This window comes from Pseudomonas syringae, assembly GCF_002157375.1.
GTDB lineage: Bacteria > Pseudomonadota > Gammaproteobacteria > Pseudomonadales > Pseudomonadaceae > Aquipseudomonas > Aquipseudomonas syringae_T.
Genome location: NZ_MTSA01000001.1, coordinates 186540 through 211178, shown reverse-complemented (window position 1 = coordinate 211178; position 24639 = coordinate 186540). Strand labels below are relative to the sequence as shown.

Here is a 24639-nt window from a genome sequence, read left to right as displayed (position 1 = left end):
CAATACAATTAGATATATCTTAAGGTATATCTAACGTGTAACGAGAGATGAATGACATGCGCGAAGACAAACACCCTCCCCATCACCGTCCGCCGCACCTTCGTGAAGCGGGCGAAGACCGCGACGGTTTCGAAAAACGCCCTGGCCGTGAACGCGGCGGACGTGGCCCACGGGTTTTCGCCCCTGGGGATCTGAAATTGCTGCTGCTGGCGCTGATCGCCGAACAGCCTGCCCACGGCTACGACCTCATCCGCAAGATCGAAGGCCTGTTCGACGGTGCGTATTGCCCCAGCCCCGGCGTGATCTACCCGACCCTGACCTTTCTTGAAGAAAGCGAAATGATCCTCGGCGATGCTCAGGCAGGCAAAAAACTCTACACGGTCACCGACGCTGGCCGCCGTTCATTGCAGGATCAGGCGGTTGCGCTGGACGGTGTGCGTACACGCATCGACGTGAGCAAGCGCTCGTTGCGCGGCCACGACCGTCCGCCCGAGATTCATGAAGCGGTACACAACCTGCGTCATGCCTTGCAAATGCACCACGGCCGCTGGAGCCCGGAAGAAATCCTCCGTGTCAGCGACCTGCTCAATACCACCGCCAAGGCCATCGTCGATGGGGCTCAATCTGCACCGGAGGCTGCTGTATGAATTCGCCACAAACGATCCATCGCGTCATGCACGACATCAAGCGCCGCAAGCTGGAGGTTCTGCGGGTCACGGACCTGACGCCCCTGATGCGCCGCATCACGCTGCACGGCCCTGAATTGGCAGGCTTCATCAGCCTGGGCACCGACGATCACGTCAAACTGTTCTTCCCACAAACCCCGGAAGAACACGCGGCCCTGGAATCGCTGACCCCAGCAGGCGACAAAGACGCGCCGCGTCCACCGATGCGTGATTACACCCCGCGCCGTTATGACGAAACCAGCGGCGAGCTGGACATTGATTTTGTCCTGCATGGTGAAGGTCCGGCTGCCACTTGGGCGGCTCAGGCGCAACCGGGGCAATTCCTGCACATCGCCGGGCCGCGTGGTTCGATGGTGGTGCCGGACATGTTCGACAGCTATTTACTGATTGGCGACGAGACCGCCATCCCTTCCATCGCCCGGCGTCTGGAAGCGTTGCCTGCCAACCGGGCCGCGCTGGTGGTGGTCGAGGTGGCCAGCCAGCAGGAACAGCAGACGTTCCAGAGCGCGGCGCAGGTCGATGTGATCTGGATCGTGCGCGATGAACAGAGCCTGGTGGACGTCGTCCGCCGCCTGGAAATGCCCGAGGGCAAACTGTATGCATGGATCGCGACCGAGTCCGGTCTGTCGCGCAAACTGCGTCGGGTGCTGCTGGACGAGTTCGGCCTGGAAGAAGACTTCGTCAAGGCCGCCGGCTACTGGAAGCTGGGCGGCAACGAAGAGTAAGCGACACCGGGCGACTCACACCTTGCGACGAGCCGCCCACGTGTCAATCCCCACCAGCAACAGCGCAATCAGCACAAAACCGAGCAGCACGCCCAGTGCGTTGCTGAACGCTTTCACAAAACCGAGGGTGCCGACGTCGATGAACGGGTAGATGTAATCCCCGATCATGTTGCCGCGCAGCAGAACGTAGGCAAAGTACCCCACCGGGTACATCGCCCACAGCGCCACATGACGCAGACGCAACTCGCCCTTGGGCACGTATAACCACCAATACAGAACGAAGGCCAGCGGCATGACGTCGTGCAGCAGTTCATCGGTCACCCACTGCCAGCCCTGCGGGTGCCACAAGTGACGCAAAAGCAGGGTGTAAGCGATACCGACCAGTGCAATGCTGACCGCAATGCCGCCGCACACCACGGGCTGTCGAAAGAATCGATGCCCCGCCGACTGGCGCCCGGTCAATGCACAACTGAGCGCGACTGCCACGAGGGTATTGGTGAGCACGGTGAAAAAACTGAAAAACCTCACCAACCCACCCAACAGGCTGGCGTGGTCGGCATAACGCCCCATGAAGATCAGGTAAAGCTGAATCACCAGTCCCGACCAGCCCAGACAGGCTGCGATTAAAGCGTAATAGCGCTGTCCCTGCGCAGGTTGCGAGTGTTCGCTGTGCATCGATCTTTTTCCTTGAGTGCCAGCGTCCGTGCCGGGCTTGTAAGGCAGAAGCCGGTTACCAGCCTTTGCCGCGATGCAGCTTTACATACAGTGCCTCGACCTTTTCCCGCGCCCAAGGGGTCTTGCGCAGGAAGGTCAGGCTGGACTTGATGCTCGGGTCGCTCTTGAAGCAGCGAATGTCGATCCGCTCGGCAAGGCCGGACCACTCGTAGTGCTCGACCAGAGCCCTGAGAATCTGCTCCAGCGTGACGCCGTGGAGCGGATCGGAATTGGGTGTCGTCATGATGAACCTTGAAACGGGTAAGTGGGAAACCGACGCTGGGCCGATTGCCGGAGCGTGCCGGTGTTCAGCAACGCTCGCCATTGTAAGCGCCGCGCTTTCATAAAACACAGCGGACTTGAAGCACTGTTGCGGGGTCCGCAATGATCCATGTCATGTTTATCGCTTTTAGAAAAATCGTTAGCGTCCTATCATTGCGCCTTTAAGGACTACAGATTTCCTTCTGCCAAAGCTCATTTGAATGAACGCCTATGCACGAATCCGGGCGGCAATGGTCTACGACTCAATGACCGCGCCGGGTTGAATGGGCAGCGGCGTTCTGCTTGACGTTGAATTCGACTGTCGGTGATTCGTTTAAATAAACAGCTTCAAAGAATGGTGCCAGGGTCGGCAATGCACATGAAAACAAGACATCCATTACTTAATTCTCGCGGAGATTCGCATTATGAGCACTGACAGTGCTTCAAACAGAAATCGCCTGTTGCCGACCCTGCTCGGGCTGGTGATCCTGCTGATGGGGCTGGCATTGCTGGTCGGCGGTGTCCGGCTGCTGCAACTGGACGGTTCGCTGTATTACCTGCTGGCCGGTATCGGCTTCGCTGTGACGGGTGTTCTGCTGATGACCGGGCGTGCCGCGGCACTGGGTCTGTATGCACTGCTGCTGTTCGCAAGCACGGTCTGGTCGTTGTGGGAAGTCGGCCTGGACTGGTGGCAACTGGTGCCACGCCTGGCGCTGTGGTTCGCGCTCGGCATCGTGTTGCTGCTGCCGTGGTTCCGTCGCCCGTTGCTGCTCAAAGGGCCGGCCCGCCTGGGCACGGGTGCCTTGAGCATCGCTGTCGTGCTGGCGGGCCTGACCGCTCTGGCCAGCCAGTTCACCCATCCAGGCCGGATCGAAGGCCAACTGGACCGTGAAACAGCCGGGACCACCAACACCGCTCCGGCCATGCCTGACGGCGACTGGCAGTCTTATGGCCGCACCGCTTTCGGTGACCGCTATTCGCCACTGACGCAGATCACACCGGAAAACGTCAACAAGCTGGAGCCGGCCTGGACCTATCGCACAGGTGACATTCCGGGGCCGAATGACCCGGGTGAAACCACCGCCGAGAACACCCCGCTGAAGGTCAACGGCATGCTTTATGTGTGTACGCCGCACAGCCAGGTGATCGCACTGGACCCGGACACAGGCAAGGAAATCTGGCGCTTCGACCCTAAGCTGAGCACGCAGAACGCGGCCAACTTCAAGGGCTGGGCGCACATGACCTGCCGTGGGGTTTCCTACCACGACGACGCCGCGTATGCCGCCAGCGCGCCGGCTCAAAGCCCGGCAGCACCGGCTGCTGAAAACACCGCCACAGCAAGTGCCTGCCCGCGCAGAATCTTCCTGCCGACGGCCGACACCCGCTTGATCGCCTTGAACGCCGACACCGGCAAGATGTGCGAAGATTTCGGCAACAAAGGTTCGGTTGATCTGACCGCCAACATGGGCACATTCGCACCGGGCGGTTACTACTCCACCTCGCCACCGGCAGTCACCAAAGACCTGGTGATCATCGGCGGTCACGTGACCGACAACGTCTCTGTCGACGAGCCTTCCGGCGTGATCCGTGCGTACGACGTACACACAGGCCGTCTGGTCTGGAACTGGGACAGTGGCAACCCTGAAGAAACGGCTCCGATTGCCGAAGGCAAGATCTACACCCGTAACTCGCCGAACATGTGGTCCATGTTCAGCGTCGATGAAAAACTGGGCATGATCTACCTGCCGATGGGCAACCAGACGCCGGACCAGTGGGGCGGCGACCGTACGCCAGAGTCCGAGAAATACAGCGCTGGCCTGGTTGCACTGGACATCGCCACTGGCCGCGTACGCTGGGATTACCAGTTCACGCACCATGACCTGTGGGACATGGACGTGGGCGGTCAACCGACCTTGCTGGACATGAAAACCGCCGACGGCGTCAAGCCAGCGGTATTGGCATCGACCAAGCAGGGCAGCATTTACGTGCTGGATCGCAGCACCGGCAAGGAAATCGTGCCGATCAAGGAAGTACCGGTTCCACAAGGCGCTGTTGCAGGCGACCACACCTCGCCGACCCAACCCAAGTCCGACCTGAATTTCATGCCGCCTCCGCTCAAGGAACGCGACATGTGGGGCGTGACCCCGTTTGATCAGATGATGTGCCGGATCGACTTCAAGTCGCTGCGCTACGACGGTCCGTTCACGCCGCCTTCGCTGCAGGGCTCGATCGTTTATCCGGGTAACTTCGGCGTGTTCGACTGGGGCGGTATCGCTGTCGATCCGGTTCGCCAGATCGCCTTCGTCAACCCGAACTACATGGCATTCCGCTCCAAGCTGGTGCCGTCTGCCGAAGTTGAAGGCGGTCCGGGCCACAACAGCGAAACCGAAGGCGTACAGCCGAACAAAGGCGCGCCCTACGGCGTGATTCTTGAAGCGCTGCTGTCGCCAATGGGCCTGCCGTGCCAGGCGCCAGCGTGGGGGTATCTGGCAGCAGTCGACCTGACGACCCATAAAACCATCTGGATGCACAAGAACGGTACGGTGCGCGACAGCTCGCCGATTCCGCTTCCGCTGACGATGGGTGTTCCCAGCCTTGGGGGTCCCTTCATGACCGCCAGCGGCCTGGCATTCATGAGCGCTACGCTTGACCAGTACCTGCGTGCTTATGACGTGCGCAACGGCAAGCAACTGTGGGAAGCCCGTCTGCCAGCAGGCGCGCAAACCACTCCGATGACCTACACCGGCAAGGACGGCCAGCAATACGTGCTGGTCGTGGCTGGCGGTCACGGTTCGCTGGGCACCAAGCAAGGTGACTACGTGATGGCGTTCAAGCTGCCGAAGTAAGCTGTTGTTGATGTAAATGAAAAGCGGCTATCGAGAGGTAGCCGCTTTTTTTATAGCTGTTGAAACCTTGACCCGAGTTGCACCTATAGCCGGGCAAGGCTGTAGATTGCGATGGTGTTCTCACGGTCACCTATCGTCCCCACGCTCCAGCGTGGTGACGCCTTTCTGGACGCTCTGCGTCCTCATTGTGGCGCTTCGCGTCACACAGCGGTTCTGCGATGTCAGTTGGATGTGTTTACGGCTCGAGGCACCTTTTCGCCCCTCGGCGAGTTACTTTGATGGGGCCAAAGTAACCAAAGCCCCTGGCTCCGTTTCCGGCCCGACTTCGTCGGGTTCCTTCGCCCTGCCACTGATCCGGGGGTCGCCGCAACGGGCCATCCATGGCCCGGTGCGGCTAGCCTGGCGTCCTGCCAGGCTACCCCCGGATCAGCGTCAGGACTCAGCCGTCACTTACGTCGCGCCCTGCGTTGTCAGTGCCATCGCGATAAAAAGCACTGCTTTTTGAGCCACTGACCGGCAACGCATAACGCTGTGCAGCATGTGGATTTGTCACGCAGGGCGTCACAAATGACTATCGTGCCGGCGCTCTGCGTCGGCATGCATTTCTGGACGCTCTGCGTCCTCTTTGTGGCGCTTCGCGTCACACAGCGGTTCTGCGATGTCAGTTGGATGTGTTTACAGCTCGAGGCACTTTTTCGCCCCTCGGCGAGTTACTTTGATCGGGCAAAAGTAACCAAGCTCCGTTTCCGGCCCGACTTCGTCGGGTTCCTTCGCCCTATGCACGCCAGCACGCATTGGCACGATGATCATCAGAAGCCCGGATGCCTAACGCGCTTTCACGCTGTTCTTGCCGCCTGCGCGCAGGATGTCGCTCCAGCGGCGGACGAGGTAATTGTGTTCGTTCATGACCGAGTTCCACACGGCGATGTGGCCCATGCGTTCTTCGTAAGAGCCGCCGTCGCGGACTTCTCCGGCGTCGATCAGCGGCAGGCCGTCGCTGCCGAGCAGTTGTTCGCGGGCGGGCAGGCCGGCGTACCAGTAGTCCCATTCGGCGGCACTCAGGTGATCGCGACTGCGCGCCGGGTTACCGATGTAGTAGCCTTGTCGCGCCATCACTGCTCCCGGCCAGCCGGACAACCACCAGTTCAGGTACGCATAGGCTGCATCCAGCACCGGGCCTTTGGCGTAGCGCGACAACGACAGGCCGCCGAACCAGCCGCGATAGCCCTCTTTCGGCACCGCCACACGGTATTTCACGCCCGCACGGTGCAGCCTGACCAGCGTCGGCGACCACAGGCTCTGAATGTCGATGGTCGGGCTGAGCATTAGTTCGGCGGCTTCTTCGTCGTCTGACCAGAATGCGCCGAAGTGACCTTGTTGCTGTTTGCGCACCAGCACATCGGCAAGCTGGTCAATCTCTTCGATGCTCATGTTGCCGATGTCGTTGAATCTCGCCAGCCCCGCGCCTTGCACCGCCAGTGCAGCATCCAGCGCGCCAATGGCCGCGTCGCTCTGCAACGCAATCCGCCCGCCCCACGCAGGGTCGAGCAACCAGCCCCAGCTTTCATCAGCAGAACTGAGACCGTCCGGCAAGCGCTCGGGGCGGTAAGCAAAGCTGTCGGCGTTGTGGGTCAGCGGCAGCATGCTGATGCGCTCGGTGACTCCGCTGCCGAGGCTGCCGTCGTGCTGCACGAACAAGCGCTCGCTGGGCACGCTGCCGCTACCCGGCTGGTCGGTTGGCCGCAGACGCCCCCGTTTTGGCAAGTCATTGATTTCATGCCACAGCGCGATACGCCGCGTGTCGATGGGTTGAATCGCCCGCGCAGGCCAGACGAAATCAACGTTGTGAAACCACTGGTCATAAAGGTCGTAGCTGTCCGGCTGCATGACCGCAATGCGCTGCGCAGTCTGTACATCATGGATCTGATAGATCAGCTTGATGCCCAGGTCCTGTTCGGCGCGCTCGCGCAGGGATTCGAGCAACGTCACCGAGGTGCCGAGCACACGCAAGGTAATGCTCATGCCGCAGACTCGTTAAGCGCCGGCGCGAAGCTTCCGGAAAAGACCTCGAACGAGCGACGCAGCAATTCCGGGTCCAGCCCGCGCAGGATGAACACCAGACGTGACGTGCGGTCATCGCCTGGCCAGGCGGCAAGATGCACCGGCGCGTGCAGGCAATGCTGCACGCCATGAATCACGATGGGAGCCTGGTTGTCGTTCACGTTGAGCAGTCCTTTAACGCGGAGGATTCGTTCGCCGTGGCATCTTAACAGCATCGACAACCACACCCCGAAACCGACCCAGTCAAGCGGACGGTCGAAGGTCAGGCAGCAGACTTGTGCATCACCGTGGCGGGCTGACGTCGACTCGACGCGGTGCAGCTGCCAGCGCGTCACTTCGACCGCAGGTTCGGCGCTGCGAACGCCCTCCCCGAGCAGCAATTGATCACCGCTGTGGATCTGCGCCGTGTCCAGCAGCGGCGCAGAAAAATTCAGTGCATTCAGGTGCAGGCGCAGCGCGTCGAGCGCAAGCTCGTCCACCAGATCGGTCTTGCTCAGCAGCAGCCTGTCCGCCGCCGCGACCTGAGCCAGCCACTCCGGGTGCAGACGCTCTTGCAACACGGCATGGCAGGCGTCCACCAGCGTCACGATCAGACCGATGTGAAAGCGCCCGCGCAATTGCGGATCGTTGCTCAGGGTGGTGAGAATAGGGGCCGGATCGGCCAAGCCAGTGGTTTCCAGAATCACCCGCCGGAAGGCCGGAATCTCTCCACGATTGCGGCGATCCAGCAAACTGAGCAACGCGTCTTTCAGTTCACCCCGGACCGTGCAGCACACACAGCCGCTGGGCAGCAGCACGGTGTCTGGCGCGACCTCTTCGACCAGCAGATGATCGATGCCGACATCGCCGAATTCGTTGATCAGCAGCGCGGTGTCACCCATGTCCTCGTCGGCCAGCAGACGCTTGAGCAATGTGGTCTTGCCACTGCCGAGAAAGCCGGTAATCACGTTGAGGGCAATGCTCATGATGACCTCTGCAAATGGTCGAGCAGTGCGGCATCCAGCGGATCGAGGGGACGACCGATCAGCCCTTCGGCTTTCTGCCACAGTTGCTCTAGACCGGTCGCCAGCTCCTGCTTGCCGGTGGCACCGAGCAGCAGGTAGGACACGCCCTGAAAATCTTCGACCTTGAGGCGAAACGGTGCAACGACCTTGTTGATCGCCGCAATCCGCCGCAAACGCTCACGCCGCCGGGGCAGCTCGCTCGCGAGTGGATCGCTCCAGTGAACATCTTCGCCCAACAGGCCGCACAGTCCGCACATCAGCTGTTCTCCCGCAGCGTATTCATGGCATCACATCGCCGGAGTTGGGGCCGAGTGTCTGGCCGACAAACAGGTTGCCACCTGGCTCGCTGGCCAGCAGTACAGCGACCGGCGCAACCTCTTCGGCCCGGCCGAAACGACCCAGCGGCAGCTCGGCGGCCTTGGCCACTTTCCACGCGCTGCTGATCCCCTCCACCAGCGGCGTATCAACAGGACCGGGCGCGATGGCGTTGACCAGCACGTTGTCTTTGGCGACTTCCAGCGCCAGGGATTTGGTGAAACCGATCACTCCGGCTTTCGCAGCAGCGTAATGAGTGAGCTCGGCGCCCCCTTTGATGCCCAGTTGCGACGCGACGTTGATGATGCGGCCCCAGCGCTGCGCAATCATGTGCGGTAACGCCCGCTGACTGGCCACGAACACGCTGGTCAGGTCGACGCGCAACATGTCGTTCCACATCTCGAAGGTCAGGTCGACACAGCGTGCCTGGGTGAGCATGCCGGCATTATTGACCAGAATGTCGATCCCGCCGTAATGCTCGACGCAGGTATCCACGCTGGCCTGCGCGCCCTCAAGGCTGCCGACGTCGGCCACGCATTCATGCACCTGCGCGCCGAGCTGACGGCACTCTTCGGCCACCTTGGCCAGGTTGACCGGATCACGATCACCCAGCACCAGATGCGCGCCTTCAACCGCGTAGGCGCGGGCGATGGCAGCACCAATGCCGCTGCCTGCCCCGGTGATCACTGCCCGCTTTTGTTTGAGTTGTTGCATGGGTCGGGTTCCTTGATTGGGTGGGGGATCGATCCGTATTGCTCGCGAACGCTCAGTCAGAGACACACTGTTTTCGGTGTCTGTGCCGACCTCTTCGCGAGCAAGGCGGATCGCCGCCCCGGTTGCATCCACAGTGTTGTGGCCTGCACGGAACTGATTCGGTTTATCCCGGCCAGCGCACGGTCAGGCCGCCGTCGATCACGATGCTTTGCCCGGTGAGGTAACTGGCTTCGTCACTGCACAGAAACCGCACCAGCGCCGCGACCTCATCCGCTCGGCCGACGCGCCCCAACGGGATAGCCTTGGCAGCCTGCGCCAGCCCTTCCGGCCCCAGCGAGTTTTGGCTGTCCAGCGATTGCGGCGTCTCGATCAGACCAGGAATGACGGCGTTGCAGCGAATACCTTTTGGCGCCAACTCCACGGCCAGCGAGCGACACAACCCCGGTACGCCCGCTTTGGCCGCTGCGTAATGGGAATGGTCCTGCCAGCCATAAACACCTCCGGCAATCGAGGAAATCGCCACCAGCGCACCGCCCTCGCCCATGTGCCTGACTGCGGCGCGGAACGTGCGCATCACACCGGTCAGGTCCACATCGAGCATCTCGTTCCAGCGCTCGTCGGTCATTTCCAGCAATGGCGCGCGACGCAGCAATCCGGCATTGGCCACTGCGTAGTCGATGCGACCAAACGTCTTGACCGCTTGGGCGGCCAGGTCGTCGACTGACTCGGTGAAGGTCACGTCCAGCGGCAGCATCAGGCATTCGCCGCCCGCCTCTTCCACCAGCCGACGGGTTTGCTCCGGGTCATGCGGGTCAGCCGGATAATACCCGCCTGCCACCGCAACACCCCGGCGAGCGAAGGCCACTGCCAGCGCCTGTCCGATGCCGCTGGCGGCACCGGTGACCACTGCTACTTTACGACTCATGAGCTGCTCCTTATTTAACGGTTTCAGGTCGCACATGTTTCGCGGCGAACATCAACGCGCCCGACAGAAAGCAAGGCACCGCGCCGAAGTACAACGCCGAGGTCTGCCAGTCGCCGCCTGCACTGAGTACCGAGGTGGCACCAAAGCCTGCAACGACAGCGCCGAGCGGCCCCATCGCGTGAGTGATTGCGCCACCGGTGGCACGAATACTGGTCGGAAAGCTTTCGCTGATGAAGAACAGCGCCGCCGAGTAAGGCCCGATCAGGAAGAACAGCCCCAGGCTGTAAAGCCCGACCACCATGGCCATATTGCTCGGCCCGTAGAGCATGCCGGCAAAAGCCAGACCGCCCAGCATCCAGCCAAGGCCGATGACATTGCGACGACCGATCCGGTCGCCCATCCAGCCGTGGCACAGGTAACCGCAGTAGCCCACCAGGTTGGAGAGCACCAGAATGATCAGCGAGTTTTCAAACGAGATGTGGTGAACGCTGACGATGACTGTCGTGCCCAGTACGCTGAACACCTGAATCGCCGCCCAGTTGAGCAGGATTGCAGCACCGATCACCAGCGTGGCACGCCGCGAAGAACCCCGGAAGGCCGCACCGATCCCCGCTTTGCTGTGCTCGTCGTAATCGACACCGTACGTTTGCGCCACGGCCTGCGCCTGGCTCACGTCACCTTTCTTGCGCAGTTGCGTGATGCGTTGGTGAATCTGGAACTGCGGGCTTTCCTTGAGCTTGCGCGCCATGATCGCGATGATAATCGCCGGGATGGCCGCAAACACGAAGCAGCCCTGCCAGCCGATGATCGGCAACAACACCGCCGTCAGACCGGCCGCGATCAACGCGCCGACCGGCCAGCCGCCCTGCACCAGGCTGTAAATGAAGCCACGGCGCTTGGCCAGTCGCGGGTCATCAGACGCCGCGTAGATTTCGCTCAGGTAGGTCGCGTTGACCGTCTCTTCGGCGTACCCCAAACCGCCCAGTGAGCGAATCAGGATCAGCGGCGACTTGCCCCACGACCCGCCAATGGCCGTGAGCGCCGAACAGATCGCCGAACCGCTCACGGTGAAAATGATACCCACGCGCCGTCCCAGGCGATCTACCAGCGGACCGATGGCCAGTGCCACCACCGCCGTGCCGACCGCGACCCAGGTCGCGATTTCGGCCTGTTCGACCTCACTCCAGCTGAAATGCCGACCGATTTCCGGTAACAGCGTGCCAAACAGAATGAAGTCGTATACCGCAAACACCCACGCGAAAAACGCAATCCATGTGGCGAACCGTACTTGGTCCGGAGTCAGTTGCTCAGGTTTCCAGCCGGTCAGGTCGAGCTTATTGTATATGGACATGAGTGACGCCTCGGACAGGGCAATGAATCAGCGGGTACGGGGATTGCGACGCACGAAGTCGTCGGCAATCTCGTCGAACGTGACGAACTTGACGCCAGCATGGCTTTGAATGTGCTCGATCAAGCGCTCCAGCATCAGCAGCACTTGCGGGCGACCAGACACGTCCGGGTGAATGGTCATGGTGAAAACGGCGTGTTCGTGTTCGCGATACACCCAGTCGAACTGGTCGCGCCACATTTCTTCCAGGTGCCGGGGGTTGACGAAACCGTGGCTGTTGGGCGCTTTCTTGATGAACATCATCGGCGGCAGGTCATCGAGGTACCAGTTGGCCGGGATCTCCACCAGGTCGGTTTCTTCACCGCGCACCAACGGCTTCATCCAGGTGTCAGGGTGCTGGCTGTAGTCGATCTTGGTCCACTTGTCGCCGACGCGAACGTAATACGGGTGAAAGTCGTTGTGCATCAGGCTGTGGTCGTACTTGATGCCTTTCTTGAGCAACAGCTCGTTGGTGACGTTGCTGAACTCCCACCAGGGCGCGACGTAACCGGTCGGGCGCTTGCCGGTCATTTGGGTGATCAGATCGATGGACTTGTCGAGAACGATCTCTTCCTGCTCCGGGGTCATGGCAATCGGGTTTTCATGGCTGTAGCCATGCACGCCGATTTCATGACCGGCGTCTGCCACCGCTTTCATCTGCTCGGGAAAGGTCTCCATCGAATGCCCCGGAATGAACCAGGTGGTGCGCAGGCCATAACGCTCGAACAGCTTGAGCAGACGTGGCGCCCCGACCTCACCGGCGAACAGCCCGCGCGAAATATCGTCCGGCGAATCTTCACCGCCGTACGAGCCGAGCCAGCCTGCGACTGCATCGACATCCACACCAAACGCACACAGAATTTCTTTGGCCATCTTGGTTCTCCCGCTGGTTATCAGATCGGCACCGCAAGGGTCTGCGCGCGTGCCGGTTGGTAAGGGTTCACATGTGTGTTGACTCAAGCGGCCTCAAACAGCAGCGACTCGACCGCCAGCGCGGCGCGCAGCAGGCGGGCGTCTTCCCCGGCGGGAGCGCTGACCAGTAGTCCGGTAGGCAAGCCCGCTGCATCGACTCCGCTGGGCAGCGATACGCCCGGCATGTTCAGCAGGCTGCCCGGCATCGTCAGGCGCAGCGTGGCCAGGTTGGTTTGAACGAACAGCTCGTCGTCGGCCAACAAGGGCGCCAGTGGCGGTGCGACATGGGCGACGCTTGGGGTGAGCAACAGTGCGCCATCGAGTTCGGCGGCCAATTGCTCCTGCAATTGCTCGCGCGCGCCGTACAAATTGACCAGCAGGCTGGCCGGCATGTGCCGAGCAGCCTCCAGACGCTTGCGAACCCTGGGGTCAAGCTGGTTTGCGGCGTCGCTGTCCAGCAACGTTTGATGCAGCGCGAAGGCTTCTGCAGCGCCCAGCCAGCCTTGCTGCCGAATCAGTTGCAAGGTGGCCTGAAAGGCCTGGCAGGGACGCACCTCGATCAGCGCGCCGCTGTCATGCAGGATGCCGATAGCACGCAGCAGGTTGTCACGCACCGCAGGCTCGACGCGCTCATCCTCCAGCACGGCTTTGTCGATCAGAAAACGCTGGCTGGCCAGACTGCGCGGTATCAATGAAGACGGTGTGCTGCGCGCGCAAAGCAGATCATCGATCACCAGCGCATCCCGTACGCTGCGGGTCAGCGGACCGATGCTGTCCAGGGTCAGCGCCAGCGGAAACACGCCGTCGCGGCTATAACGGCGGCTGGTGCTGCGAAACCCGACCAGGCCATTGAAGGCGGCAGGAACACGGATTGAACCGGCGGTGTCGGTGCCCATCGCAATCGGCACGATCCCGGCAGCCACTGCCACCGCAGAACCGGAGGACGAACCGCCAGGGACGCGTGGCGAGCTGTCGCTCATCGGGTTGACCGGCGTGCCGAAATGCGGATTCAGGCCCAGCCCGGAATAGGCGAATTCGCTGAGGTTGGTCTTGCCCAGACTGATCATGCCGGACCGTGCCAGCAGGCCGACGCTCGGGGCGTCCAGCAAGGCAGGCGACAGGCTCTTGCGTACCGCGGCGCCTGCGGTTGTGATGCAGCCGGCCACATCAAAGAGGTCTTTCCAGGCAATCGGTACGCCGTCGAACGGGCTCAATGGTTGCCCCTGCTTCCAGCGGGCGGCAGAGGCTTCGGCTTCCCGACGGGCACGCTCGACACTCAGGGAAATAAACACGTTGTCGATCTGCGATGCCTGCTGCAGGGCCTTGTCCAGGACCTGCAACGGGTCACTGCGACCTTGGGCGAAATCCTCTGCCATTGCACAGGCGTCCTGGCGAACGCTGGAACTCCTGATATCAATCATGAAGACGCACCCTATAAATGTACTTATTAATAAAATGTACATTTTATAGAGGCAGATTTCATGCCAATCTGCTGGCACTGTAAGGTTTTCCAGTCAACCGTTCTTCATGATCAAGCTGGAACATGCGTACTAGAACGCCTCGTAACACATCGTTGCTTCCCTCATCTGGCGATCTGCGAGCAATTCAATACGTCATAAAGAAATAATGTATCTTTTACAAAAGGTACATTTCAGTGCAAAAAAGTAACGGTGGCCCCATGAGCGAGCATCGGAACGTAGCCCAAGGTGACAGTGACGCTTCTGTGCGAGAATCGCCCGTCAGTCGCCAGAAGTGTATGAGACCCATGTCAGAAGAGGACGCGCGTACCGCATCGCGCTACACCATGATCCGTGAGGTGTTGCGTAACGCCATCGTCACGGGCGCGGCCGCCAAGGGACTGGTGCTGCTTGAGGCCCCGCTGGCAGAACTGTTCGGCACCAGTCGAGTGCCAGTGCGCAAGGCGCTCAACCTGCTGCATGAAGAAGCGCTGATCAGCCGTTTCGATGGCCGGGGTTATCTGGTCAACCCGGAACGCCAGGACGTGGAACCGTTACGATTGAGCCTGAGCCACAAACAGTTTGGCCTGGACAGCAGTGAGGAACTGGTCGACACACGCCCGCTTGGCGAGCGCATACACGACGAAATCGGCGCGGCATTGTCGGCCTGCATCGCGTTTGGTCATTACCGGCTGGATGAACAGAGCGCCGCGCAGCATTACGGTGTCAGCCGCGCCGTGGTGCGTGAGGCATTGATGCGCTTGCGCGATCGCGGCCTGGTGGAAAAAGAACCCTACTCGCAATGGCTGGCCGGACCGCTGACGGCTCGGGAGATTACCGAAGATTACGAGCTGCGCGCCTGCCTTGAACCGGAGGCCTTGCGGTTGACCGCACCGCAGTTGGGCCGTGAAACACTTGAGGCGATGCTGGCCAGGGTCATACAGGCGCAAAACGCGGAGCAATGCAGCCTGGAGGAGATCGAGCGCATCGAGGATGACCTGCATCAGCAATGCCTGGCAGGCCTGCAGAACCGCAAGATCTCGACCCTGATCAGTCAGGCGCAGAGCCCGATGATCATCAACCGGATTTTTTACCGGTTGCTGGACATCGGGGCAGACGAAGCGATGCTGGCCGAACACCGGCTGATCATCGAGCTGTTGCTGCACGGCGCGTTTGACGCCGCGGCACTCAACCTCAAGGAACACCTGCAACGCGCACGACAACGCATGCTCCAGCGCCTGAAGGTGCTATCGGTGTTGCCGGAGCAGGAGGTGCCGGGGTATCTGACGCGGCTGAGTTGAAAGAGGCATGCGTCGCGTCACGACCGGCACCCCACTGATGTCACGTTACTTACCGATCACTTCGCCGCGCATCGGCGCCAGCCGGGCGATGAGGCGGTTTTGCACGGGAACCGGGATGTTCTCAGCGTCCATCGATGCGATCAGGTTCTCGACCAGTGCGTTGAAGTCGCTGGGCGTCAGGTGCTGGCCCTTGTGGGACTCCGCCATGCTGTCGCCAGTGTAGCGGCACGGGCCGCCAGCTTCGACGCAGAGCTTATCGACCAGCTTGTCGCGCAGCAGCACGATATTGACCTTTTTGAAGTGCTCGACGATGCGGTCGTCCTTGGCCACATTCATCAGCATGCCTTCGACAATCCGCTGGATACCGGCACGCTGACCGAGGTCCTGATAAAGGCTGTCGTCCTTCGGCGGTTGTTGGGCACACGCGGCCAGCACTGTCAGCACCACACAGATCAGCAAACGCCTCATCAGAAACTCCCCTGCACAGACAGATACGTGCCGTTCTGGTTGTCCAGCGTGGCGATTTCGCCCAGACGGGCGTAGGCCAACACGACCGACAGGTGCTTGTTGGGGAAATACCCGACAAACATATCGGCCCAATCGCTTTCACCCGCAAATGAAAGGTTGTCCGGCTTTTCGCGGTACTCGACACCCATGGCCCAGCGAGGGTTGAACAGGACCGCAACCGACCCCTCTTTCAACACGCTGCGGCTGTCGCGCCGATCCCCGCCGAAGCCCAACAGGCCGGTTTCATTGGCGCGGCTGTAACGCAGTCCGCCGTTGACCACAACGTTGTAGCCGAACGCGGCCCCCATGAACAAACGGCTGGCCGTCAGGTAGCCTTCGACGTCCGAATCGCGCTGAGCCCCTACCAGGCTGGGGATCAGAAAATCGTTCTGATGCTTGTACTGAACCCCCAGCGACACCTGCGGCAGGCTGTCGTAGATCAAATCACCGAACAGCCGCAGCTTGACGCCAAACACGTCCTGGCTGAGGTTGTCGTCAGGCAGGCTGAGTTTGTGCTGCAGATTGCTGATGTCGAAGCGCTGATGCGCGTAGGAAAACTCGACCCGATTCCCGTAAGCGACGGCAAGGCCCGCCACATCGAGGTTGTAGTCCGGCAGATTCACATGCGTGGCGAAAGCGGTGGCACCCCATTCGCCCTGTTCGCTGTAGCCGGTGATCACCGCCCACGGCGTGATGCCGCCACCGGCGCTGCCTTCAATACTGGTTGCACCGCCCGTGGCGATCAACCGCCCGTTATCAGCCAGCGCAAGCGTCGGGATGACCCCGGACACACTCACCAGCACGCCCCCCAACAGCATCGAGATTTTGTAGGACATGGCTTAATTCACATTGAGTCGGGGTGGAGCCTGAGTCTCGGCGATCCACGCTTCGAATGCCGAGGCCGTCAGCGGACGACTGATCAGATAACCTTGTGCAGTATCGCAGTGCCAGCGCCGGAGCAAGTCCAGGCTGTGCTGATACTCGACACCTTCGGCCACCACCTTCAGCCCCAGGTTATGGCTCATTTCGATGGTCGAGCGGACGATGACGGCATCTTCACTGGTTTCGTCGAGATCACGTACGAACGACTGGTCGATTTTCAATTCCTGTACGGGCAACCGTTTCAAGTGCGCGAGTGACGAATAGCCCGTGCCGAAATCGTCGACCGACAGGCTGATGCCGCAATCACGCAGACGGTGCAGCACCACCAGGGCTTTTTCCGGCTCGCTCATGATGGCGCTCTCGGTAATCTCGAATACCAGTTGTTCGGCAGGCAAGGCGTATTGCTTGAGCAATTTCAGGACATACGCCGCCAGGTCATCGCCTAACAGGTCGTCGGCGGAAATGTTCACGGACACCTGCAGCACCAGACCGCGCTGGCGCCAGTCGGCCAGTTGGCGTATGGCATCCTCGATCACCCAATTGGTGAGCAGGTTAATGCTGCCGGTACGCTCGGCCAGAACGATGAATTCAGCAGGCGAGACATTACCAAACTGAGGGTGGGACCAGCGCAGCAAAGCTTCGGCCTGACGAACATAGCCTTGGCGGATGTCCAGCTTGGGCTGGTAATGCAGCATCAGCTCGCCATTCTGCGGTGCCTTGCGCAGGTCGCGGATCAGGCTGATCTGACGCTGGTGAGCCAGGTCGCTACCGGTCTGGTAGATCTGCAGGCGGCCAGGAAGCAATGCTGCATCCTTGCGCGCGATAGCGGCACGGTTGACCAGTTCCTGAGCGGAATCGCCGTGTTCCGGGTAAACCGTGATGCCAATGCAGCATTCAAGGGCGAGGTCCTGATTGTCGACACGCAGCGGCTCATTGAGCAGACGTTGCGCAGCGTCAGCGATGCCCACCGCGCCGTCATCGGATGTGTTGTCGAGCAGTAACAGAAATTCATTGGCGCTCAGCCGCGCGACCGTATCACCGGACCGCACGATGCCCTGCAAGCGCAAGGCAACCTGACGCAACACCTGCTCGACACCCTCGGCACCTGCGCTTTCGCTGATTGTCGTCAGGTTCTCGACACTGAGGTACAACAAGGCAAACCGACGCTGGGCCGCAATCAGGCTGCCCAGACGCTCCATGATCAGGGCGCGGTTAGGCAGCCCGGTCAGGTTGTCGTGCAACGCGTTATGCGCCAACTGCCCTTCACGCATGGCAATGCCGTGCTGCATGGTGTTGATCGCGCTGGCGAGCATGCCCAGTTCGTCACTGCGGGCCATGCTGACCGGCGTCTCGTAATCACCGTCACCAATGCGCTTGGCAGCAATCGCAAGTGCCCGTACCGGCAGCGAAACGCTTCGGGCCAGCGCCAGCGTACCGATCAACGACGCCAGCAAGGCGGCCATGGATATCCAGAAAATCTTCTCGTCCAGCGGCGCAAACGCCTGAAAAGCCTTGTCCAGCGGGCTTTGCAACAAGGCAATGACTTGCCCGTCAACACCATTGCTGCTTTTGGCGAGTATCAGGGTCTGGCTGAGAAAGTTGAGGTTTGATTGCTCGGTCAGCAGCATCTGCCCTTCGGAGGAGCTGCGCATCAGCTGGATCAGGCCCGCATGCAAGGCGGGCGGCTGGGTGCTGATCAAATCCCCGACCTTGCCGTCTTCTACGGTCAGAAAAGACACTTCCAGACCACTGAGCGAGCGCAGTTCCTCGGCGATTTCGCTGTCGATGGTGAACCCCATGACCACTCGACCAATCGGCAATGGCGCCAGCACGGTGCTTTCGACCAGCAGGTGAGGGATCCCACCGCCCGGGACAATAAGGACGGACTGCCCGGCACGCTTGGCCGCGCGCAGGGCCTGGTCGTAAATGAACCTCGAACCTTCAGGTACTTCGGCCACGGTGCTGGCGACCACCATGCCATCCATGCCCAGCAAAAACATGTCGCTGGCATTGATGCGCTTGCCATGATTGAGCAATACGGAACGAATGGTCGATGAGTCAGCACTGGCCACTGCATCGCGAAAACCGAAGTCGGCCGACAGCAATTGCACGCCGTCACGCAGGCGTTTGCCCCGCGAATCAATCAGACGTTCAAACACCCGGCTACCGACTTCCAGTTGCGCCTGAGCCTGGGTGCGCACGGCATCTCCGGTGGCAACCTTGACCGCGAGGTAGACGGCGCCCACGACGATGAGCAACAGGGCAATCAGAACCCCGGCGATACGCGCCTGAAAGCTGACTTTAAATTTCATTCATGTGCGGCCTTGTGGAAGGCATCGCCGAATCCGCCGGGCGCAGGCCTGGCGGGCTTGTCCTCGGCCTTCGCCTCAAGCGGCAGGCTGAAGCGCTGGGTCAGGCCCGCGGCAGGCACGTCGAATTCGCCGCCCGAGACTGGCTGCATGCCTTCGATCTGCGGGTGCCAGAGCGTGGCGACGTAATGACCGACCGGCACTTGATCAAACCTGACCTGGCCGTTGCTGTCCGTCACACCGAACCAGGGCTCGTCCGTGACGTAGATATAGCCCACCATCCAGTCATGAATGTTGCAGCCCAGTACCACGACACCGGGCTTGTCGAACAGCAACGGGTCGGAGGGCGTACCCTCATACAGCCGCAGCTCGAAGCGCTTGGCCGGGGAAAAGGAGTAGACCTGATGGCGGATGTTGTCGCTGTTGGGAAACTTGACCTGAGTGCCGGTGTGAACGGCCAAAACATGTGGCGAGAACTCTTGATCACGTTGGTCCATCGAGGCCTGAAGCACAAGCGGCGCGGCACCGGGCGGCCCTTTGAGCGTGACCACCGCGTCGGCGACCGGTTTGCCCTGATTGTCGAGCATCTGCGCCGTGAAGGTCGCGGCCGATGCCGTCGCAGCGGCTGCCATGCACAGTCCGGCCAGCATTGCCTTGATAAATCCGTTACTCATACCTGACTCAACCCATAGCGGCAGCGCCGCAAATAAATAATCCAGCGCTGTGCTGCCTCCCTCAAGGCCACGAAACAGCGGTTTTATTGTCGCTTTACAGACTATCGACCAAGACTATTGAAACCTGAGGGTCACTGCCCCATCTAAGAGCCATGTTCAACTTCTCAGGTGCCCCATGAGCGACCAGCAGACAGACTCGCCAGATTTGCCCGATGACGCAGACGAGCACGACGTGTCTCTGAGTTCCGACAGCACCTCGCTTGCCTTGCCCGGTCAGAACCTGCCGGACAAGGTCTACATCATCCCGATCCACAACCGCCCGTTCTTCCCGGCGCAGGTTCTGCCGGTCATCGTCAACGAAGAGCCGTGGGCCGAAACGCTGGAACTGGTCAGCAAGTCCGAGCACCACTCGCTGGCGCTGTTCTTCATGGACACCCCCCAGGAAGATCCGCGCCACTTCGACACGGCCGCGCTGCCCGAGTATGGCACTCTGGTCAAGGTTCACCACGCCAGTCGCGAAAACGGTCGCCTGCAGTTTGTAGCGCAGGGCCTGAGCCGCGTGCGCATTCGTACCTGGCTCAAGCACCATCGTCCGCCGTACCTGGTGGAAGTCGAGTACCCGCAACAGCCCAATGAGCCTACCGACGAGGTGAAGGCTTACGGCATGGCCCTGATCAATGCGATCAAGGAACTGCTGCCGCTCAACCCGCTGTACAGCGAAGAACTGAAGAACTACCTCAATCGCTTCAGCCCCAACGACCCCTCGCCGCTCACCGACTTCGCCGCGGCCCTGACCTCTGCAACCGGCGTAGAACTGCAGCAGGTGCTCGATTGCGTGCCGATGCTCAAGCGCATGGAAAAAGTCCTGCCGATGCTGCGCAAGGAAGTTGAAGTGGCGCGGCTGCAGAAAGAAATCTCCGCCGAGGTGAACCGCAAGATCGGTGAACACCAGCGTCAGTTCTTCCTCAAGGAACAGCTCAAGGTCATCCAGCAGGAACTCGGGCTGAGCAAAGACGACCGCAGCGCCGACATCGAACAGTTCGAGCAGCGCCTGGAGGGCAAAACCCTGCCACCGCAGGCTCGCAAGAAGTTCGACGAGGAAATCGGCAAACTCAAGGTGCTGGAAACCGGGTCCCCCGAATACGCCGTAACCCGCAATTATCTGGACTGGACCAGTTCGTTGCCGTGGGGCGTCTACGGTGCAGACAAGCTGGACCTCAAGCACGCACGCAAGGTGCTTGACCAGCACCACGCCGGGCTGGATGACATCAAGGCACGGATTCTCGAATTCCTCGCCGTCGGCGCCTATAAAGGCGAAATCAGCGGTTCGATTGTGTTGCTGGTCGGTCCGCCGGGCGTGGGCAAAACCAGTGTCGGACGCTCGATTGCCGAGTCCCTGGGCCGCCCCTTCTACCGTCTGAGCGTGGGCGGCATGCGTGACGAGGCCGAGATCAAGGGCCATCGCCGCACTTACATCGGCGCCCAGCCGGGCAAGCTGGTGCAGGCGCTGAAAGACGTCGAAGTCATGAACCCGGTCATCATGCTCGATGAAATCGACAAGATGGGTCAGAGCTATCAGGGCGATCCGGCTTCTGCGCTGCTGGAAACCCTGGACCCGGAACAGAACGTCGAGTTTCTCGATCACTATCTGGACCTGCGTCTGGACCTGTCCAAAGTCCTGTTCGTGTGTACCGCCAACACCCTGGACTCGATCCCCGGCCCGTTGCTGGACCGGATGGAAGTCATTCGCCTGTCCGGCTACATCACTGAAGAAAAACTGGCGATTGCCAAGCGTCACCTGTGGCCCAAGCAACTGGCGAAGGCGGGTGTTGCCAAGAACAAGCTGACCATCAGCGACACCGCCCTGCGCGCGGTTATCGAGGGCTACGCGCGGGAAGCCGGCGTGCGGCACCTGGAAAAACAGCTCGGCAAACTGGTGCGCAAAGCCGTCGTCAAGCTGCTGGATGCGCCCGATTCGGTGATCAAGATCGGTCCAAAAGACCTGGAAGCCTCGCTGGGCATGCCGGTGTTCCGTAGCGAACAGGTGCTGTCGGGGGTTGGTGTCATCACGGGTCTGGCCTGGACCAGCATGGGCGGCGCGACCTTGCCGATCGAAGCGACCCGTATTCACACGCTGAACCGTGGCTTCAAGCTGACGGGGCAGTTGGGTGATGTCATGAAAGAGTCGGCAGAAATCGCCTACAGCTACGTCAGCGCCAATCTGTCAAAGTTTGGTGGCGACGCGAAGTTCTTCGATGAAGCGTTCGTCCATGTTCACGTTCCCGAGGGTGCAACCCCGAAAGACGGACCGAGCGCGGGCGTGACCATGGCCAGTGCTCTGCTGTCACTGGCGCGTAATCAGGCACCGAAGAAAGGCGTCGCCATGACCGGCGAGCTGACCCTCACCGGGCATGTCCTGCCCATTGGTGGCGTGCGTGAAAAGGTCATTGCGGCCCGTCGTCAGAAAATCCACGAGTTGATCTTGCCTGAGCCCAATCGTGGCAATTTCGAAGAACTGCCGGACTACCTGAAGGAAGGCATTACCGTCCACTTCGCCAAGCGCTTTGCCGATGTGGTGAAAGTGTTGTTCTAGAGGTTGATGCCAACGCGGAGCATTGGCACGAGAGGCGTTCTATCGGACGCCTCTCGTTCCGCACGCTCCAGCGTGGGAATGCAGTTCTGGGCGAGAGACGTGCCGTACTCCCCCGCAAAACTTCAATCGGTTATCCTCCGGCATCGTCTCGCACTATCGGAACCTGCCATGACCCCTGCCCGTTTTGTTGCACCGTTGAGCCTTGCGCTGCTGACAGCGTGCGCCCAGACACCCAAAAACATCGTTTCCATCGACACGCAAGGCGACTGCCCTTTGACCCTCAAAGCGGGCCAGACGCTGATCCTCACGCTGCCCAGCAGTCCAACCACCGGCTTTCGCTGGCTGACCCAGAACCCGGCGCAGAATATCCTGCGCAGCCTTGGGCCTGAGGTGTATGCCAATGCCGAAAGCAAGGAAATGGTCGGCAGCGGCGGGCAATCCGTGTGGCGCTACAAGGCCACTGACGCCGGCACCGGGAAGCTGATAATGACTTACCAGCAGCCCTGGGCTCAAGAAGTCCCGCCGGAACAGACCTTTGAATGCGCAATCACGGTGAACTGACGCTTTCGGTGCGACTTGTCCGACCGTACACGCTGCACCATGCATCCCGGCGACAACTTGGCTAGAATGCCCGCCTTTCAAAGCCTTCGCCGGAACTGCCGTGAGCAAAGAACCCGACCGTATTTTCGCCCAGCCGCTGGCTCAGGTGCCTGACTTCGCCTTCAACGAAGACGTCGTGCGGGTGTTCCCGGACATGATCAAGCGCTCGGTGCCCGGCTACCCGACGATTGTCGAAAACCTGGGTGTGCTCGCGGCGCAATTTGCGCAGCCCGATACCGTTCTGTATGACCTGGGCAGCTCGCTGGGCGCTGTGACTCAGGCCCTGCGCCGCCATGTGCGCAGTGAAGGGTGCGAAGTCATTGCAATAGACAACTCCAGCGCGATGGTCGAGCGTTGCCGTGAATACCTCAATGCGCAGAACTCCATGTTTCAGGAGTTGCTGCCGGTGCAGGTCATCGAGGGCGATATTCTGGCGCTGGAGTTCAAGCCCGCTTCGGTGGTGGCGCTGAACTTCACCCTGCAATTCATCGCACCGGATCAGCGCCTGGCACTGCTGGGCCGCATTCGTAAAGCATTGGTGCCGGGCGGCGCGTTGATACTCTCGGAGAAACTGCGTTTCAACGATGAACCGGAACACGCGCTGCTGACGGACCTGCACATTGCCTTCAAGCGTGCCAACGGCTACAGCGATCTGGAAATTTCCCAGAAACGCAGCGCCATCGAAAACGTCATGAAACCCGACAGCCTCGAAGAACACCGACAGCGCCTGCTTGCTGCCGGTTTTTCCAAGGTGGTGCCGTGGTTTCAATGCCTTAACTTTGCCTCGTTGATAGCCCTGCCATGATTGATCTCGCCCCCCTTGTCCGCCGTCTGGCGGGAACCCCTCTGGCTGAGTGGGCCAACGGTCTGCAAGCCCAACTCGACACCAAAATGACCAAGGGTCACGGTGATTTGCAGCGCTGGCAAAGTGCGCTGGACGCATTACCAGACCTGCGACCTGCCACGGTCGACCTGACTGACAGCTTTACCCTGGAAACCGAATGCAATGGTGAAACCCGCACCGTGCTGCGCAAGGCTCTGCTCGGCTTGTCACCGTGGCGCAAAGGGCCTTTCAACGTGTTTGGCGTGCATATCGATACCGAATGGCGCTCGGACTGGAAGTGGTCGCGGGTGTCGCCGCACCTCGACCTGAAGGGCAAGCGTGTTCTGGACGTGGGTTGTGGCAACGGTTATTACCAGTGGCGCATGCTCGGTGCCGGGGCCGACAGCGTGATCGGTGTAGACCCCAACTGGCTGTTCTTCTGCCAGTTCCAGGCCATGCAACGCTACCTGCCCGATCTCCCCGCCTGGCACTTGCCCTTCGCCCTCGAAGACCTGCCCGCCAACCTTGAGGGCTTCGACACGGTGTTCTCGATGGGCGTGCTGTATCACCGCAAATCGCCCATCGACCATTTGCTGGCGTTGAAAGACTGCCTGGTGAAAGGTGGCGAGCTGGTCATGGAAACGCTGGTCATACCGGGCGATGTGCATCAGGTGCTGGTGCCGGAAGACCGTTATGCACAGATGCGCAACGTGTGGTTCCTGCCGTCAGTGCCTGCGCTGGAGTTGTGGATGCGTCGCGCAGGGTTCACCGATGTGCGCTGCGTCGACGTCAGCCACACGACGGTCGAAGAACAGCGCAGCACCGAATGGATGCGCTTCCAGTCCCTGAGCGATTACCTGGACCCCACCGATCACAGCAAGACCGTCGAAGGCCTGCCCGCGCCGATGCGCGCGGTGATCGTGGGGCGCAAGCCTTGATCGAG

At 60.8% G+C, this 24639-nt stretch carries 22 protein-coding genes; 8 read left to right on the top strand and 14 right to left on the bottom strand.

The window, feature by feature from the left end; genetic code table 11:
- The first annotated feature begins 47 nt into the window (after positions 1-47).
- Both BW686_RS00885 and BW686_RS00880 read left to right on the top strand, forming a co-directional pair.
- Entirely contained in the window at positions 48-647 is a 600-nt protein-coding gene (locus BW686_RS00885; RefSeq protein ID WP_084913789.1) for a PadR family transcriptional regulator, read from the top strand.
- Complete coding sequence (locus tag BW686_RS00880; protein WP_084913788.1) at positions 644-1411, top strand: siderophore-interacting protein; 768 nt, start codon at positions 644-646, stop codon at positions 1409-1411. The genes BW686_RS00885 and BW686_RS00880 overlap by 4 nt, the downstream gene beginning before the upstream one ends.
- Positions 1412-1426: 15 nt before the next feature.
- Here the strand turns inward: BW686_RS00880 and BW686_RS00875 are convergent, their stop codons facing one another.
- Both BW686_RS00875 and BW686_RS00870 read right to left on the bottom strand, forming a co-directional pair.
- A complete protein-coding gene (locus tag BW686_RS00875) occupies positions 1427-2086 on the bottom strand; it encodes a Pr6Pr family membrane protein (protein ID WP_084913787.1) in 660 nt (219 codons plus the stop codon).
- 55 nt (positions 2087-2141) lie between these two features.
- Positions 2142-2369 carry a VF530 family protein gene (locus BW686_RS00870; protein ID WP_004658220.1) on the bottom strand — a complete coding sequence of 76 codons (228 nt, stop codon included), beginning with the start codon at positions 2367-2369 and terminating at the stop codon, positions 2142-2144.
- 442 nt (positions 2370-2811) lie between these two features.
- Between BW686_RS00870 and BW686_RS00865 the strand changes: the two genes are divergently transcribed.
- Positions 2812-5232 carry a glucose/quinate/shikimate family membrane-bound PQQ-dependent dehydrogenase gene (locus BW686_RS00865; RefSeq protein WP_084913786.1) on the top strand — a complete coding sequence of 807 codons (2421 nt, stop codon included), beginning with the start codon at positions 2812-2814 and terminating at the stop codon, positions 5230-5232.
- 825 nt (positions 5233-6057) lie between these two features.
- Here the strand turns inward: BW686_RS00865 and BW686_RS00855 are convergent.
- The 8 genes from BW686_RS00855 to BW686_RS00820 all read right to left on the bottom strand — a co-directional run bounded on the left by BW686_RS00855 (position 6058) and on the right by BW686_RS00820 (position 13971).
- On the bottom strand, positions 6058-7254 hold the full coding sequence (locus BW686_RS00855) for an ABC transporter substrate-binding protein (RefSeq protein ID WP_084913784.1): 1197 nt from the start codon (positions 7252-7254) through the stop codon (positions 6058-6060).
- A complete protein-coding gene (locus tag BW686_RS00850; RefSeq protein ID WP_084913783.1) occupies positions 7251-8258 on the bottom strand; it encodes a CobW family GTP-binding protein in 1008 nt (335 codons plus the stop codon). Before BW686_RS00850 ends, BW686_RS00855 begins: the two co-directional genes overlap by 4 nt.
- Positions 8255-8554 (bottom strand): hypothetical protein, encoded by a 300-nt coding sequence (locus BW686_RS00845; RefSeq protein WP_084913782.1) that lies wholly within the window; start codon positions 8552-8554, stop codon positions 8255-8257. The genes BW686_RS00850 and BW686_RS00845 overlap by 4 nt, the downstream gene beginning before the upstream one ends.
- Before the next feature lie 22 nt (positions 8555-8576).
- Complete coding sequence (locus tag BW686_RS00840; RefSeq protein WP_084913781.1) at positions 8577-9326, bottom strand: SDR family NAD(P)-dependent oxidoreductase; 750 nt, start codon at positions 9324-9326, stop codon at positions 8577-8579.
- A 163-nt stretch (positions 9327-9489) separates the two neighbouring features.
- Complete coding sequence (locus tag BW686_RS00835; protein ID WP_084913780.1) at positions 9490-10251, bottom strand: SDR family NAD(P)-dependent oxidoreductase; 762 nt, start codon at positions 10249-10251, stop codon at positions 9490-9492.
- Positions 10252-10261: 10 nt separating this feature from the next.
- Positions 10262-11602 (bottom strand): MFS transporter, encoded by a 1341-nt coding sequence (locus BW686_RS00830; protein WP_084913779.1) that lies wholly within the window; start codon positions 11600-11602, stop codon positions 10262-10264.
- A gap of 27 nt (positions 11603-11629) precedes the next feature.
- Positions 11630-12511 carry a polysaccharide deacetylase family protein gene (locus BW686_RS00825; protein WP_002554892.1) on the bottom strand — a complete coding sequence of 294 codons (882 nt, stop codon included), beginning with the start codon at positions 12509-12511 and terminating at the stop codon, positions 11630-11632.
- An 83-nt stretch (positions 12512-12594) separates the two neighbouring features.
- Positions 12595-13971, bottom strand: coding sequence for an amidase (locus BW686_RS00820; protein ID WP_084913778.1), 1377 nt, complete (start codon positions 13969-13971; stop codon positions 12595-12597).
- A 344-nt stretch (positions 13972-14315) separates the two neighbouring features.
- Between BW686_RS00820 and BW686_RS00815 the strand changes: the two genes are divergently transcribed.
- Positions 14316-15308, top strand: coding sequence for a GntR family transcriptional regulator (locus tag BW686_RS00815; RefSeq protein ID WP_179149129.1), 993 nt, complete (start codon positions 14316-14318; stop codon positions 15306-15308).
- A 45-nt stretch (positions 15309-15353) separates the two neighbouring features.
- On the opposite strand, the gene BW686_RS00810 is transcribed toward BW686_RS00815, so the two are convergent.
- From BW686_RS00810 to BW686_RS00795, 4 genes are read right to left on the bottom strand one after another with little or no spacing between them, the layout of a single operon-like run.
- Entirely contained in the window at positions 15354-15776 is a 423-nt protein-coding gene (locus BW686_RS00810) for a group I truncated hemoglobin (protein WP_084913776.1), read from the bottom strand.
- Positions 15776-16651, bottom strand: coding sequence for a DUF3034 family protein (locus tag BW686_RS00805; RefSeq protein ID WP_084913775.1), 876 nt, complete (start codon positions 16649-16651; stop codon positions 15776-15778). The genes BW686_RS00810 and BW686_RS00805 overlap by 1 nt, the downstream gene beginning before the upstream one ends.
- Before the next feature lie 3 nt (positions 16652-16654).
- Positions 16655-19009, bottom strand: coding sequence for a putative bifunctional diguanylate cyclase/phosphodiesterase (locus tag BW686_RS00800; RefSeq protein ID WP_084913774.1), 2355 nt, complete (start codon positions 19007-19009; stop codon positions 16655-16657).
- Positions 19006-19680 (bottom strand): methylamine utilization protein, encoded by a 675-nt coding sequence (locus BW686_RS00795; protein ID WP_084913773.1) that lies wholly within the window; start codon positions 19678-19680, stop codon positions 19006-19008. Before BW686_RS00795 ends, BW686_RS00800 begins: the two co-directional genes overlap by 4 nt.
- 175 nt (positions 19681-19855) lie before the next feature.
- Between BW686_RS00795 and lon the strand changes: the two genes are divergently transcribed.
- The 4 genes from lon to cmoB all read left to right on the top strand — a co-directional run bounded on the left by lon (position 19856) and on the right by cmoB (position 24634).
- Positions 19856-22273, top strand: a complete 2418-nt coding sequence (gene lon, locus BW686_RS00790; protein WP_084913772.1) for an endopeptidase La — start codon at positions 19856-19858, stop codon at positions 22271-22273.
- A gap of 168 nt (positions 22274-22441) precedes the next feature.
- Entirely contained in the window at positions 22442-22834 is a 393-nt protein-coding gene (locus BW686_RS00785; RefSeq protein ID WP_084913771.1) for a protease inhibitor I42 family protein, read from the top strand.
- Between the two features lie 100 nt (positions 22835-22934).
- Positions 22935-23678: a carboxy-S-adenosyl-L-methionine synthase CmoA gene (cmoA, locus tag BW686_RS00780; protein ID WP_084913770.1), complete on the top strand. Its 744-nt coding sequence runs from the start codon at positions 22935-22937 to the stop codon at positions 23676-23678.
- Positions 23675-24634, top strand: a complete 960-nt coding sequence (gene cmoB / locus BW686_RS00775) for a tRNA 5-methoxyuridine(34)/uridine 5-oxyacetic acid(34) synthase CmoB (protein ID WP_084913769.1) — start codon at positions 23675-23677, stop codon at positions 24632-24634. Before cmoA ends, cmoB begins: the two co-directional genes overlap by 4 nt.
- The last annotated feature ends 5 nt before the right edge of the window (positions 24635-24639 follow it).

Coding starts and splice junctions, on each gene's coding strand:
- BW686_RS00885 (WP_084913789.1), top strand. CDS start 48: ATGAATGACATGCGCGAAGACAAACACCCTCCCCATCACCGTCCGCCG.
- BW686_RS00880 (WP_084913788.1), top strand. CDS start 644: ATGAATTCGCCACAAACGATCCATCGCGTCATGCACGACATCAAGCGC.
- BW686_RS00875 (WP_084913787.1), bottom strand. CDS start 2,086: ATGCACAGCGAACACTCGCAACCTGCGCAGGGACAGCGCTATTACGCT.
- BW686_RS00870 (WP_004658220.1), bottom strand. CDS start 2,369: ATGACGACACCCAATTCCGATCCGCTCCACGGCGTCACGCTGGAGCAG.
- BW686_RS00865 (WP_084913786.1), top strand. CDS start 2,812: ATGAGCACTGACAGTGCTTCAAACAGAAATCGCCTGTTGCCGACCCTG.
- BW686_RS00855 (WP_084913784.1), bottom strand. CDS start 7,254: ATGAGCATTACCTTGCGTGTGCTCGGCACCTCGGTGACGTTGCTCGAA.
- BW686_RS00850 (WP_084913783.1), bottom strand. CDS start 8,258: ATGAGCATTGCCCTCAACGTGATTACCGGCTTTCTCGGCAGTGGCAAG.
- BW686_RS00845 (WP_084913782.1), bottom strand. CDS start 8,554: ATGTGCGGACTGTGCGGCCTGTTGGGCGAAGATGTTCACTGGAGCGAT.
- BW686_RS00840 (WP_084913781.1), bottom strand. CDS start 9,326: ATGCAACAACTCAAACAAAAGCGGGCAGTGATCACCGGGGCAGGCAGC.
- BW686_RS00835 (WP_084913780.1), bottom strand. CDS start 10,251: ATGAGTCGTAAAGTAGCAGTGGTCACCGGTGCCGCCAGCGGCATCGGA.
- BW686_RS00830 (WP_084913779.1), bottom strand. CDS start 11,602: ATGTCCATATACAATAAGCTCGACCTGACCGGCTGGAAACCTGAGCAA.
- BW686_RS00825 (WP_002554892.1), bottom strand. CDS start 12,511: ATGGCCAAAGAAATTCTGTGTGCGTTTGGTGTGGATGTCGATGCAGTC.
- BW686_RS00820 (WP_084913778.1), bottom strand. CDS start 13,971: ATGATTGATATCAGGAGTTCCAGCGTTCGCCAGGACGCCTGTGCAATG.
- BW686_RS00815 (WP_179149129.1), top strand. CDS start 14,316: ATGTCAGAAGAGGACGCGCGTACCGCATCGCGCTACACCATGATCCGT.
- BW686_RS00810 (WP_084913776.1), bottom strand. CDS start 15,776: ATGAGGCGTTTGCTGATCTGTGTGGTGCTGACAGTGCTGGCCGCGTGT.
- BW686_RS00805 (WP_084913775.1), bottom strand. CDS start 16,651: ATGTCCTACAAAATCTCGATGCTGTTGGGGGGCGTGCTGGTGAGTGTG.
- BW686_RS00800 (WP_084913774.1), bottom strand. CDS start 19,009: ATGAAATTTAAAGTCAGCTTTCAGGCGCGTATCGCCGGGGTTCTGATT.
- BW686_RS00795 (WP_084913773.1), bottom strand. CDS start 19,680: ATGAGTAACGGATTTATCAAGGCAATGCTGGCCGGACTGTGCATGGCA.
- lon (WP_084913772.1), top strand. CDS start 19,856: ATGAGCGACCAGCAGACAGACTCGCCAGATTTGCCCGATGACGCAGAC.
- BW686_RS00785 (WP_084913771.1), top strand. CDS start 22,442: ATGACCCCTGCCCGTTTTGTTGCACCGTTGAGCCTTGCGCTGCTGACA.
- cmoB (WP_084913769.1), top strand. CDS start 23,675: ATGATTGATCTCGCCCCCCTTGTCCGCCGTCTGGCGGGAACCCCTCTG.